The 13,400-nt window shown below is 44.5% G+C and carries 12 protein-coding genes and 2 tRNA genes; 7 read left to right on the top strand and 7 right to left on the bottom strand.

The annotated features are described in order from the left end of the window. Positions 1 to 204 precede the first annotated feature (204 nt). The 5 genes from IPH92_04315 to IPH92_04295 all read left to right on the top strand — a co-directional run bounded on the left by IPH92_04315 (position 205) and on the right by IPH92_04295 (position 3,163). A complete protein-coding gene (locus IPH92_04315; protein QQR64755.1) occupies positions 205 to 1,272 on the top strand; it encodes a hypothetical protein in 1,068 nt (355 codons plus the stop codon). Positions 1,273 to 1,368: 96 nt separating this feature from the next. Further along, positions 1,369 to 1,839: a hypothetical protein gene (locus tag IPH92_04310; protein QQR64754.1), complete on the top strand. Its 471-nt coding sequence runs from the start codon at positions 1,369 to 1,371 to the stop codon at positions 1,837 to 1,839. A 76-nt stretch (positions 1,840 to 1,915) separates the two neighbouring features. After that, positions 1,916 to 1,987: transfer RNA gene (locus IPH92_04305), tRNA-Arg, on the top strand. A 145-nt stretch (positions 1,988 to 2,132) separates the two neighbouring features. Beyond that, positions 2,133 to 2,660, top strand: coding sequence for a GNAT family N-acetyltransferase (locus tag IPH92_04300; protein QQR64753.1), 528 nt, complete (start codon positions 2,133 to 2,135; stop codon positions 2,658 to 2,660). Between the two features lie 11 nt (positions 2,661 to 2,671). After that, positions 2,672 to 3,163, top strand: coding sequence for a C39 family peptidase (locus IPH92_04295; protein ID QQR64752.1), 492 nt, complete (start codon positions 2,672 to 2,674; stop codon positions 3,161 to 3,163). Positions 3,164 to 3,216: 53 nt separating this feature from the next. On the opposite strand, the gene IPH92_04290 is transcribed toward IPH92_04295, so the two are convergent. The 6 genes from IPH92_04290 to rpsT form a co-directional block, all read right to left on the bottom strand. Further along, positions 3,217 to 4,446 carry an arginase family protein gene (locus IPH92_04290; protein ID QQR64751.1) on the bottom strand — a complete coding sequence of 410 codons (1,230 nt, stop codon included), beginning with the start codon at positions 4,444 to 4,446 and terminating at the stop codon, positions 3,217 to 3,219. Continuing rightward, positions 4,446 to 5,528 carry a TOMM precursor leader peptide-binding protein gene (locus IPH92_04285; GenBank protein QQR64750.1) on the bottom strand — a complete coding sequence of 361 codons (1,083 nt, stop codon included), beginning with the start codon at positions 5,526 to 5,528 and terminating at the stop codon, positions 4,446 to 4,448. The genes IPH92_04290 and IPH92_04285 overlap by 1 nt, the downstream gene beginning before the upstream one ends. A gap of 854 nt (positions 5,529 to 6,382) precedes the next feature. Further along, positions 6,383 to 8,779, bottom strand: coding sequence for an HAD-IC family P-type ATPase (locus IPH92_04280; GenBank protein QQR64749.1), 2,397 nt, complete (start codon positions 8,777 to 8,779; stop codon positions 6,383 to 6,385). A gap of 144 nt (positions 8,780 to 8,923) precedes the next feature. Beyond that, a complete protein-coding gene (locus IPH92_04275; GenBank protein ID QQR64748.1) occupies positions 8,924 to 9,613 on the bottom strand; it encodes a hypothetical protein in 690 nt (229 codons plus the stop codon). A 296-nt stretch (positions 9,614 to 9,909) separates the two neighbouring features. Next, positions 9,910 to 9,980, bottom strand: a tRNA-Gly gene (locus IPH92_04270). Between the two features lie 77 nt (positions 9,981 to 10,057). Continuing rightward, positions 10,058 to 10,327: a 30S ribosomal protein S20 gene (rpsT, locus tag IPH92_04265; GenBank protein QQR64747.1), complete on the bottom strand. Its 270-nt coding sequence runs from the start codon at positions 10,325 to 10,327 to the stop codon at positions 10,058 to 10,060. A gap of 70 nt (positions 10,328 to 10,397) precedes the next feature. Between rpsT and ruvA the strand changes: the two genes are divergently transcribed. After that, positions 10,398 to 10,964: a Holliday junction branch migration protein RuvA gene (gene ruvA / locus IPH92_04260; GenBank protein ID QQR64746.1), complete on the top strand. Its 567-nt coding sequence runs from the start codon at positions 10,398 to 10,400 to the stop codon at positions 10,962 to 10,964. Between the two features lie 53 nt (positions 10,965 to 11,017). Beyond that, positions 11,018 to 12,301 carry a UDP-N-acetylmuramoyl-L-alanyl-D-glutamate--2,6-diaminopimelate ligase gene (locus IPH92_04255; GenBank protein QQR64745.1) on the top strand — a complete coding sequence of 428 codons (1,284 nt, stop codon included), beginning with the start codon at positions 11,018 to 11,020 and terminating at the stop codon, positions 12,299 to 12,301. Positions 12,302 to 12,367: 66 nt separating this feature from the next. Here the strand turns inward: IPH92_04255 and IPH92_04250 are convergent, their stop codons facing one another. Next, positions 12,368 to 13,393, bottom strand: coding sequence for a hypothetical protein (locus IPH92_04250; GenBank protein QQR64744.1), 1,026 nt, complete (start codon positions 13,391 to 13,393; stop codon positions 12,368 to 12,370). Between the last annotated feature and the right edge of the window lie 7 nt (positions 13,394 to 13,400).

The following is a 13,400-nucleotide window of genomic DNA, read 5'->3' as shown; positions in this document are numbered from 1 at the left end:
CGATGAGTATAGCAAAAAGATGCAAGATTGACTCTACGTATCACTTCTTGAATACAATGAATCTTGTTGTACTTCACAATTTTTATATTTTGTAGTACAACTACACGTATTATCTCCGTTGAATGTTCCGTTTTACTGCACATTCAACGGAGATTCAGTTCTTTTTACATAGTTCATTATCTAATAACACGAGAGGAAAAAATCATGGGTCTCAAAGCGGAAATTCTTAGTCTCAACGAAGAGCGCAATAGAGCATTCGACACCACTGGTGCGTACTACGACCGTATTCGTCATGCGGGTAAGCATCCCACACAAATACTTGTCTTTAAATGCATGGATGGGCGAATTAATCTCCCGCTTATCACGGGTGTACCGATGGGTATCTTAAAGCCTTTTCGTAACATTGGTGGAATATTCACCATGGGTGACCCATACCTTGGTCGTTTGGTACTTGATGCGGTGGAGCGTGTCGCACGCGAAGGACATTCCTCACTCGCACTCTGCACGTTCCACTTCTCAAAGGAACACAACGACCATCGGGGATGTGCGGGACACAAGTACAATATTGCGGCATCACGCGAAGGAGCATTTACACTCAAGCATGAGTTTGATGAGATTTTTGGCATGCATAATTCTGCCATCTCAGCGATTGTAGTGGGTGTGGAGACCGACGAAGATGCACTCATTTTGTGCGGAAACAACGGTGAAGAACTCTCCATTGCAGACTGTATCAATTTCTCAGATGCAGAGTTGACTCATCGGCTCCGTACACTCTACCCAGAGGTACCCGAGGAAATTCTTAGAGACCTACTCCCTCTTGTACTCAACAATCGTGAACATGTTGCACGCATAAAAAAAGAGGGGCGCCCTGTTCTTGAACTCGTCCACAACGAAAACATTATCGGTGTGGGGCGTGGTTTTGACTGGCTCCATCTCCCTAATCGTGCGCTCATTATTGGTCCCTACGGACATACGGGCGGTACGTGGCGTGAGGCAGTTGAAGTTGCGGGTAGGATTGTGCTCAACAATTTTAAAAGCAACCCTGCTCTAAAGGCTGGTGGTGCGCTACTCCTTATATCCGCTCCGTACGTCGACACTGCAGAACGAGGAGTTGCAATTGCAAAAGCAAAATACTTTGCCATAGTAGCAAAACAAGCACTTGAACCCTTTGCAGACGAGCTGTCTCTCGACACGTTGGTAGGTATAACTGATATCACAAAAATGAAATACCATCCACTTACCCAGGTTTCACATTACGAAACAGCTTCGTAGATGCAAAAAAATAATCCACAGGCATGCATCACATGCCTGTGTTTTTTATACGTGTATAAGATGCAAACACAAAAAATGCTATGCTACAATTATCTCATGAATGACAATACATCAACCCTCTATTGGGAAGCGCCTGAGCACACCCACATTGAAAAATCTCATGATTGGTTTTGGGCACTTGGCATTATTGCCGTTGCTGGTTCAGTTACCAGTATTATTTTTGGAAACGCGCTTTTTGGCATAGTGATTCTTCTTGCCGCGATGGTAATTTTTCTTAATGGCAACAAGCCACCACGCATTATTCCTTTTGAGATCCTCACCCGTGGTATTCGTGTTGGTGATGAACTCTATCCATACACCACCCTCGAATCATATTGCGTTGATGAAAATAATTCACAAGGCCCACAAGTCATTTTTAAATCCAAAAAACTTTTCATGTCACTCATTATCATTCCCCTTCCCGAAGAATATGTCGATGATATAGAACGTCTTGTGGGTCCTAGGCTACCGATAGAACATCTTGAAGAACCCTTCTCGCACAAACTCATGGAGTATTTAGGATTCTAAATCTGCCACATAAGCCCCGCATTTCATGCGAGGCTTATCAAATGCAATTCTCTGTGGTAGAATCGTCACCGTCCCCGCTCTCATAGTTTAATGGATAGAATTTAGGTTTGCGGTACCTAAGATCCAGGTTCGATCCCTGGTGAGAGCACAGTCTAGCGAGGCCTACCGAAAGGCCTAAAATAAGGATATTTTCATACCAAAGAATTTCGACCCCGAAAGGAATCAAACCTGGTGTATTTTCTGATTTTTAAATTGAGATTTAAACGCAGGACAAATTTGCTATACTCATACTTATGAAAGTACCCACAATAAAATCTGAATCTTATTTACTGCGACCGTTTAAGACGAGTGATGCTGAGCTGTGGCAAACATGGGATATTGACCCTGAGGTACAAGCGTTTATGCCAGAACCACGAAGTGCAGTGCAGGACATCGCTGCACAGTATGAATACATTACTGAGTGCGAAAATGACGAAGAGGGTTTCTATTGGTCAATTGAAGCAATCGCAGGGATAACCATTGGAACTGTCGCACTCACCGATTTTAATGAGTATCACGGAGTAGCAAATCTCGGTATTGTCATCGGCGATAAAAATTATTGGGGTAAGGGAATAGCAACTGAAGTTATTACCGCCTTGGTTGACTATTCTTTTGCACACCTGAACATCTATACTATTAGTGCCGAGGTAGAAGAAGGAAACACTCCAATGATGAAGGCTTTAGAAAAAGTCGGCTTTAAACAAGATGGTCTTTTTGAGTCAGCGCGTGTAAAAAGTGGAAAGAGGATTAACATCCATCATTTCAGTATTGTTAAGCAGTAACGAGTGGTTGTATGAAAAGTACAAAGATAACCCCTATAAAACAACGAGATGCTAGTGCCTGCGGACCTACAAGTATTGAAATGACTCTGAAATACTTTGATATACCCCATACAGTCGCAGATATCACTAAGGTCACTAACTACAAAAAGGAAGGAGGTATATACAACAAACAACTGGTGAATGTGCTACAGCACTACGGACTCAAAACAAAAGTCTTTAAAAACACTTCCTGGGAAAAATTGATGGAACTTAACACTAAAGATTCGGCTATTATCCTCTCTTGGATGCTAGAAGGATACATTGGGCACCTTAGTGTTTTAGACAAAGTAGATAAAGACCATATTTATCTTGCTGAACCAACGACGGGTGAAATACTCAAAATGGGAAAAATAAAATTCCTCAGGTTTTGGCTAGACTATGAAGCGAGACAGGAAGTACCGATATACCCCGAGTCAAAATCAGACATTCAACTGCGCTGGATGTGTGTTGCTTCTAAAATATAAAAGAAAACCCGAGGGCCAAAGAAGGCCTCGGGTCTTTCAAATAGAACGTAGGGTCACTTTTTTAAGGTGATCCAGTACAACACTTTCATGAGAACATGGAAGACCAAGCTGGTTGTCATGTCATCTCTATCAAGCGATGGACTCAATTCAACAACATCCATGCCGACAATTTGGTTATTTTCTGCCACCGCTCGGAGCAATTTCAGAAGAGTTCTTGGGTTCATCCCAAGCGGAACTGGCGTGCCTGTCCCAGGCGCAAAGGAAGGATCAATCACATCAACATCGAGGCTAATGTAACATTTCTTCCCCTTTGGTACTTGAGTTTGCAGCACGTGTTCCATATCTTCTTCAATGCTTGCTTGGGTTGTCGTCTCACAACGAACTTCACCAAGCGGAGCTCCGGCAAAGCCACGTACCCCGAACTGCAACAGACACACGGTCGGGTTTTCATACAACATTCGCCGCATGACGTTTCCATGATGATGTTCAGAACCAACTTCCCACTCACCCATATCTGTATGTGCGTCCAAGTGGATAATGACAACTTCCCTATGGACTTCTGCGCACGCACGGATAAGCGGAGCGGAAATTGAGTGGTCTCCCCCAATAAACACAGGGAGCGCACCACTCTGTTGTGACAACAGAGCACCTCGGTAGCAACGTTCGTACACTGCAGTTAAAGGCTCACCGGTTCGATACGCGACATTGCCTAGGTCTCCAAACGGAACACCTTCAAGGATTACTGTACCGAGATCTGCGTTGTGCCAACCCCGACTTTTCCTTGTGAAGATATCTCGCTCGTATGCAAGAAACTTTGTCGAGACTTCGCGAAGCCGGTCAGGACCAAGACGAGTGCCAGGATTACCGGTCGTCGCCTGATCGAGACTTACGCCAGCAACGACAATTGTCCCTTCTTCAAGGTTCTCCACGTCGACTGAAGGACAGTACACGAAGGGTGTTTGCGCACTGACAAACAAGGTGTCCTTATCGACAGACAGTGGTTCTTCAGCCTTCCCCTCTGTCACAGAGACAAGAAAGAAAGCTTCGGAAAACGCAACAATGATTGACAGGAATTCCTCGTACAGTTCACCTTCAGCTACACCGAGCTCTCTTGCGGCTTCTTGCGTGCTTTTGGCACTACGGAAAACCTCAAGAACCTTCACAGATTCCTCAGTCAAAGAAAGACGATGGCCAGTCCGAGTATTGTGTATCACAACCCCATTCTCACCATCTTCACTTTCAAGCATGAGGTGCTTTGATACGACATACGAATCAATACTCATTACTCACCTCTTTTCTGCCCGCAATATGGGCATGTGTGACGTTTTCTGAATTTACGGAAGTTGATATCGTAGGTACGAAAATCCAACTCCGCAGCCTTATTGGTCATCGTCGGCTTCAAGAAACCGGTAATGACCTTCAGTGCATCCAGCACATGATAGTTTGCTGTTATCGCACTGATTGCAGCGATATTTCCTCCTTTGCTATGCGCATTAGTAACGGCAAGTTGCTGATACTCGGCCCGATGAAGTTGTCTATCAAGCGCGTACTCATAACAGAACCAGCAAGCTGATTTTCCCGGAATGACCGTCGGCCCGATGAAGCTTAGATGACCATCATATCCTCCGCAGAGAATATGAGGCACGTTCAGCTCAAAGCCAACTTCGGTAACAATCCGATTCACTGCATCGGTGCTCGGATCATCTGCACATGAGATGATTATGCTACTATCTCTCATTTCCTCCAGGCAGTCCCGTACTGACACAACTCGTCGTACGACCCCTCGAACTGAAATTTCAGGGTCAGTAGTACGAAGTTTCTGCTCCGCCACCTGAACCTTCAAAGATCCGATGTCGCCAACATTAAACACGCACTGCCTGTTTAAGTTTGATAATTCGACGACATCAGGGTCAACGAGGACGAAGTTGCGAACACCTGCAAGAGCGAGACCTTGAGCAACCCAAGTGCCAATGCCACCCAAGCCGATTATGGCAACCCGTGCCTGATGCAACCGATCTTGCATAACTTCGCGAGATTGAGTTCTTGTCTCAAATTCCGCAAAGAAGTTACGCTGCGTTGCGAACCTATCTTGCTTAATAACAGCCAGTTGCTTTCTTGTAGTTAGCACACGACTTTTTTGCAAAGCCAATACCAATCTTTTTACTTCAGCAACTGGAAGATTTGACTTCGCTTCAATTTCTTCAATGGAATGCAAGCCATCGAGATACTGCAAGCAGTCAAAGGCTGCCTTGTTAAGGTGAAATGGGAGGACTACGCTACTTGCATTGAAGAGAAAATTCACTTCGTAGGTATCTCGAACCTTTCGATATAAGACAGAGATACTGTCTTTGATTTGTGGGAACATGATGGGTACTCCTATCTAAATTTTCAAAAAACATAAAAAGTAAACAAAACTGAATTAAAAAGTACCACACATTACAATTATGTCAATTGACAGAGCGAGAAAATAAGTCTATCCTACAAAAACTAGAGAGCAGATGGTCTGCTTTGTCTAGCAACTCAATGGAGGTTCTTATGCAACAGACTGTCCCGTCGACTGCGTCGACACCCCAGAAGCCCCCCGAATCGGCTGCCATCGATCTGCGGAAGGTGAGCATCACTCCGCTTAAGCGTCGCCACAACGATGTCTACATGCGGGGACTGCGCCGGCCGCGCGCCTAACAAGCCGCCGCCTACGGTCAGGGACGGAAATCACTCGTGGTTTCCGTCCTTTTTCATTTCTATATTCTAAGTCACCCCTCTAGGGCTACCGAGATGGTTCGATTCCTACTGGGGGCACATATATAAAAGACTGCCTTCGGGCAGTTTTTTGTATATGTGCGAACAAAAAACAATACGGGGTATTGTTTTTAAGGGATCGAAGACCTTGCCTGCACTTTTGTGACCGAAGGGAAACAAAAGAGCGACAAGGTGTACTGAACATGTAATGTTCGATCCCTGGTGAGAGCACATATGAAAGAGCACCTTCGGGTGCTTTTTCAGTTGGGCCCTCACCAGCCGCAACTGTTTGCGGTGAGCAAACAGGAGGACGGATCGAAGCCGATGCGAGATAATTTTGGAGCCCTAAGGCGAACAAAATTATCCACATCGGGTACTGAACTCGTAGAGTTCGATCCCTGGTGAGAGCACACATACAAGAGACTGCCTTCGGGCAGTTTTTTGTATGTGTGCGAACAAAAAACAATATGGAGTATCGTTTTAACTCATTTTCAAAAACCGTGCTACGGGGCGTTTTACCATTTCGGTCACTACGAGGTACACACCGGTGAGCGTGATAATGAGACCAAGGTCCCCCCAAGTCGGAGTAGCAAACTCAAAATAATGTGCAGTGATAGGGATTATAGGCAGCGTAATTGTTGCCACAAAGGCAAGTGCAGAAAGCCACATAATGATGGGTGCGGGTAAGCCTGCTTTTTCGATAGGGAGCATGGAGCGAATAGAGAACAACAGTGCTATTTCAGTTATCACACTCGCGATGAACCAGTTAGTCTGAAGCACTGCGGGCCCTTCTTTGAAAAAGATTCCGAACCACATAAAGTCAAAAACAGTACTGACCAATCCAAGCGTAATGAAGATAATATAGAGTGAGCGAAAATCATACTTTTGCGGTCGTGATATCTCTCGCCTACTCACCCTATCAAAAGCAACGGCCATCATGGGGAAGTCAGATAAAAGATTCAGAAGAAGGAGTTGCTTCGGGAGCATGGGAAGAAATGTAATAAACAATGAGCCAATCGCGACCGCGTAGAAATTACCAAAGTTTGAAACAAGGGTGGCACGAATATATTTAAGCGTATTGGCGTGCGTCTCACGTCCAAGGCGGATACCATCAATAATAACGTGCAGGTCGGATTTCAGAAGAATAATGTCGGCAGTCTCTCTCGCAACATCTGATGCCGACTGTACCACCATCGACACGCTTGCCGCTTTAAGTGCGGCAGCATCATTGATACCCTCTCCCAAAAAACCGACAGTGTATTTTTCCTTGAGAAGAGAAATGAGCGAAAGTTTTTGTTCCGGAGTGGTCCGTGCAAACACGCGAATGTCGCCAACGCGAGCATGTTGTTCTTCTGTAGGGAGGTCAAAAAAAGTACTCGTCTCACATACGTGTTCAGGATGGGTGACGAGCCCCACCTCCCTCCCTATCGCTTCTGCTACCATGTATGAATCACCCGTAATAATGGTAACGGTGACATTCAATTCCTTTGCCTGTTTTAAAGTCTCGGTCGTTGATTCTTTAAGTGTATCTGCAAATGATACAAAGCCACCAAATTGTTGTTTATTCCCATAGTCGTAACTCACTCCAAGTACACGGTGCCCCATACGTTCTTCATCAAAAAGCCACTGCCCTACTCGTTCTCTATTCACTAACCCTTGACTAATAAAGTACTCGGGGCTACCCCGCCTGATACTGAGAGTGTTGCCACCTTGATGACGGACCTTCGCTCCGTTACTCCGTAACACGGGATCAAAAGGATATTCTTCGAGGAGTGTATATTCGGCAATAGTACGTTTATGATCTTCAGAAAGCGCCTCCTTCGTTGCGTGATCAAAGGGTTCTGGGTGACGCTCGTGAAGATCATGGGAAGCGAGTTGAGAGAGCACGAGAGGATGGAAGGGGCATTCCGGAATAATATACTCGTTTTTATACACCAGTTTATTTTCAGTAATGGTACCTGTTTTATCGGTGCAGAGAAGTTCAATCGAACCAAGGTCTTGTACCGCAGAAAGGCGCTTTACGATCACATGATTCTTCGCGAGTTTGAGTGCTCCATGTGAGAGCGAAAACATCATCACAAGCGGTAATGCTTCGGGTATCACCGAAACGGCGAGCGCAATTGCGAAGATAAGGAGATGAGGTATATCTGCTCCTGCACCCTCGATGAGTACATTTGCAAGCACCACAAAGAGCAGTGTTATCAGTGTCGTCCGTAAAATAAACGTACTAATTTTATCTACCCCTTTGGTAAGTTCGCTCACACTTTCGATACTTGAGGCGGTGTGTGCTATGTGCGCAAGACGTGTGTGTGACCCTGTGGCAGTAACTTCAGCGTAGGCTAGCCCACGGACGATAACAGTACCCTGAAGCAGTTTATTATTTTCCAATGTTTCACTTGATTCTGCCGCAGCCTTTGATACGGGGACGCTTTCTCCTGTGAAAGCAGTTTCGTCTACTTGGAGTCCCTGTGCATGGCGGATGACGGCATCTGCTGGCACAATATCGCCTGATTCAAGTTTCAAAATATCACCAGGAACCAGTTCAGACACTGGCACCTCCTCGTCTTCCCCATTACGTCTCACCGTTATAGTCTTCACTAGATACGACTGGAGTTTATCTGCGGCTGCATTTGATTTATATTCTTGAAAAAGACTAAGTCCAATACCGAGAAATACAAAAATAAGAATGAAACTCGCGTCAAATGGTTCACCGAGCGCAAAAGTGACTGCGGACGCCAGTATGAGGAGGATAATAAAAACGCTCTTGAATTGTCGAACGAGTAGTTTTAAAAACCGAGACTGCGCTTGCGGCAAAGCATTCTTCCCAAATTGTTTTTGAAGAACCTCGACTTCATCTGTGCTTAACCCATGATACATATACATAAGTATAGCGTATCGCTACACTCCTTTCTTTATTTGAAGCATTAGTACTCCTTCAAGGTACCTGATAAGACACGGGGAAATTCTGTAATCGTCCATTGAGTCATTTTTATGTCTCCAATTGACACTCCTCCATCAGAATTAATTTCTTAGAGAACAGCGTTTTTCACCCAAATCTTTTTGGGTCATATCTGGAAGAATTAATGTCACACGATTTTCTATATATGCTCCCTGCTCAGCGTATTCGTCTAGTTTTGAACAGTTACTCTTAGTAGCGACTTCATCTGTAGCATGCCAATATGTTAGTGCTCCATTCTTAATCTCAATGGGTTTTGAATAACTACCATTGAGAACTTCTTTTTTAGAATTCAGGTCATAAATTTGGAGACCGCGAATGCCGGGAGCGGTTCCCGAATCAGTGATTAGAAAATTACTTTCTATAGCCAGAAAATTCTCATACATAATCTCAAAATCTTCTTTTTCAACGGTATACACACAGTCTATTTTTTGATTTTCATTTATCTTCTGTTTTATAAGAATTGCTTCCCCAGGATCTTCGAGTGGATGAGTAATTACAAAATAATGAGGAGTATCATGACAAGTCAATTTTTGTATGTATGTTGGCGCAGAAGAAGCAGTATGAGTGATTATGGGATTTATTGTTTTTACATCACTTGGATTTACATCTGTAACATTGTTCTGCAAATGATCTATATTTGTCGCAAGTTGATATTGAGTTCCAATGTAAAAAGCAAGGGCAGGAAGCACTCCGATGAAGAAAATAATTGCCGCAAATTTTGAATACCAAGTTACTTCATTAAATTTGATCATATGCACAATATTGACATAGATTGAGGAATTTTAAAACTAGATACTAATTTACACCACTTGGGTTTGTCTCACTAAAGAGTGCGGGATGCGAGAATCGAATCTCTTACAGAGACTGTACACTTTTCACCACAAGAGTACTTCGATTTTCTAAACGAAAATCTGGTCGCGCAGCAACTGCTCAAAGTCTTGCACGACCAAATTTTTAGGGAGTATAACGACCATAAAAATTGAAGTACTCTTGTGGTGAAAGTGCACTGCACTTTCTCACGCGTCTGATGCTTGCTTTGAAGAATAAGTGCGGGTAGGGAGAATCGAACTCCCGTTTATTGCTTGGGAAGCAATCATCCTGCCACTGAACGATACCCGCATAGGCAATACTATAGTAGCGCAGGTAAAAGAATACGCAAAACCCCCGCGGCTTTGCCGCGGGGGTTTGAATTATATCTACTTCACTACTACCTTCCTGAGTGACGCAACAAGACGTGACTTCTTCCTGCTTGCAGTGTTGTCTTTGATGACGCCACGCTTTGCTGCTTTGTCTATTGCTTTGAATACGCTTGGGAGTAATGCTTCTGCTTCTGTTACTGCTCCTTTGGTTACATTGGTACGGAAGTCTTTGACGACGTCGTGGACGATAGTCTTTGTACGGATGTTAAACACGCGCTTATTTTGCGCTGCGCGGTGTGCTTTCTTTGCGTTACGTGTGATAGCCATATTGGGCGCTACTATACTGTATGGAGGGGGTTTTGGCAATGGGAGGGAGGTATGCAATACTATACATATTATGATTGCACGACTTGTGGGGGAGATAATAGAAGTACAACCATTACATATTGTGATTATGGTAGGCGGGGTTGGGTATCGTGTGTCAGTAACAAGTAGCAGTGGCTTTGCACTCGGGACACAGGCAACGCTTCATACACATCTTGCAGTGCGTGAAAATGCTCAAGACCTCTATGGCTTTACCGCTCCTGACGCTCTTTCGATGTTTGAGCACCTTATTAAGCTTCCTAAAATAGGCCCCAAGACCGCTATACAAATTCTCTCGCAAGCAGATATCACGACGATTAAAAAAGCCGTGCAGACCAACGACCCTGTCTATCTTTCAAAGATGTCGGGCATTGGAAAGAAAAGTGCGGAGAAAATTGTGATGGGGCTCACCGACGTTTTTGGTGATGAAATCTTTGGTGGCGAGACACGGGGCAATCAGCAAGATTCTGACATTCTCGACGCACTCATGACACTTGGCTACTCGCAGCGTGACGCACTCACTGCAGTCCAAAAAATCCCTACCGACATCACCGACACCAACATGCGTATAAAGTACGCTCTCAAAACCATTAGTGCATAGCCTTTTTGATACCCAGAGCAAAATGGGTATACTGAGCATATAAATTATTACCTATGGATACATTTCTCTATTACATAAAGCGCCTTATTCCCACACACCTTTTCAGACTCTTGCAGCCACTCTATCACTACGCCCTTGCACTTATTGGCGCTGCATATTACCGCTTCCCTTCAAAAGAAATTACCGTAGTGGGGGTGACGGGCACTAAGGGAAAGTCCACGGTAGTGGAGCTCCTCAATGCTATTTTTGAAGCCGATGGAAGACGTACTGCGATAGCAGGCACGATTCGGTTTAAGATAGGAGAAAAGAGCGAGCGCAATATGTATAAGATGACCATGCCGGGACGCTTCTTTATTCACCGATTTCTTCGTGACGCGGTGAATGCGGGGTGTGATATTGCGATTGTGGAGATGACCTCACAAGGAGTCCTCCAGTATCGACACAAGTTCATTCACCTCGATGCACTCGTCTTTACCAATATTTCTCCCGAACACATTGAGTCACATGGCTCATACGAAAAGTATATTGCTGCAAAACTTGAAATAGCACATGCACTTGAAGAATCACAAAAACGTCCGCGATACATAATTGCAAACAGGGATGACGATCAAGGGGCGCGGTTCCTTGAAGCAAAAGTGGAACACTCTCTTCCCTACGGACTTTCTGATACCGAACTCCACACCCTCAACAAGGATGATATTAGCCTTATAATGCAAGGCACCACACTGCGGGTGCCACTCATTGGACTTTTTAATGTGTATAACACCCTCGCGGCTATCACCTGTACCCGCGCGCTCGGGGTACCCATAAAAACAATACATGCGGCGCTTGCAAAACTTGCACCCATTAAAGGCCGCGTAGAAAGATTTAAATCACCCAAGGGTGCGTCGCGTAAAATAACTGCTGTTGTGGACTATGCACACACTCCCGACTCACTTGAGAAACTCTATCAAGCGTTCGAAAAAGAAACGAAGATTTGTATTCTCGGCAACACTGGTGGCGGACGTGATACTTGGAAACGTCCCGAAATGGGTCGTATTGCGGGGAAATATTGTGACCGTGTGATTCTTACGAATGAGGACCCTTATGATGAGGACCCAAATAAAATTATTGATGAAATGGTACGGGGTATTGAAGATGAATCAAAACTCAAAATTATCATGGATAGACGGACCGCGATTCATACCGCACTTGAGGAAGCGCCGGATGGGAGTGTGGTGATTATCTCAGGGAAAGGCACTGACCCCTATATCATGGGCCCCCACAACACCAAGACACCTTGGAGTGACGCGAAAGTAGTACAACAGGAGATGGATACACTTTTTGGAAAAGAATAGGAGTCCATAAGAAAAGTCCCGCACGCCAAAGGCGTGCGGGACTTTTCTTTATTCAGGGTTTCCGTACTACGCCCCCTCTCCACTTTTCCAGATGCGCTTAGCGAACATCCATGCAAAGCGGACTGCGAAGAGTCCTATGACAAAGTAGAGTCCTATCTTCACAATCATGAGCATGAAGTACACGAGTCCAATACTGATGTCCTGCACCGCATTGTTTGTATCGCGTACAAATTGTTGTACGGCAACCTTCCATGAGTTTGTTATTTCTTCCCCGTCGACAAACTTGTTTTCATATACTGAAACCGTGAAATACGTGTACAAGAGTCTATCGAGTGCTTCTGCCTTCGAGCGATTCATGCGCTCGAGAGAGTTACTCGTTTCAATACGTGCTGAGGTAAGACGTTCAATGATGGTGAGTTTGCTTTCAATAATCTTTGCCAAACTATCGACGTTTCCCGCATTCGTCGCAAGCGCAGTGATGTTTTCATATGAAAGAATTGCATCGGCAAGCGTCTTATCGAGTGATGCGAGTTTGTTTTGAAGTATTTGAATTTCACTCGTGTAGTCTTCAACTTCCTTCTGTATCGTATAACTTGCTTCAGTGAGTTCCTTTGGATTAAGTTCTTTCACGATACCGAGAATTTCCTCAACACTTTCTTTTTTCACCTTGAAGACGTAGGAACATCCCCTATCGTACTCATTTGCATTCTGGAAAATGACATCAGTACGTGCTTTGAGTGCATGTACTGCCGCGCACTCTATTTCATGATTTCTCGTTTCTATGGTGGCGCCATATTCCTTTACCTCATATGCTTCACCATCATCTCCAGATGTGTAACTGTCCTCCACTTGAGGCTCCATTCCTCCCGTAACATTGCGTATGGAAAGATTGGACTGTTTTGCCTCTCCATAATACATATCAGGTGAAGCATACGGTGTACCCTGCGGCATACTTATTGTATTTCCGCTCATACCAAGCCCGTTTGAAAACACATTTATAAAAATAGTGAGACCAATAAACCCAAGTAGAGCAAGTCCAGCAAATTTTAAAATTTGAGCATTCGTGAGATTAAACTTATTGAGAAAATCCATACAACAT

The sequence above is a fragment of the Candidatus Kaiserbacteria bacterium genome (assembly GCA_016699245.1).
GTDB lineage: Bacteria > Patescibacteriota > Minisyncoccia > Phycocordibacterales > UBA918 > Damh-18.
The sequence above is the reverse complement of the archived record's forward strand: the minus strand, read 5'-3'. Positions and strand labels throughout refer to the sequence as shown.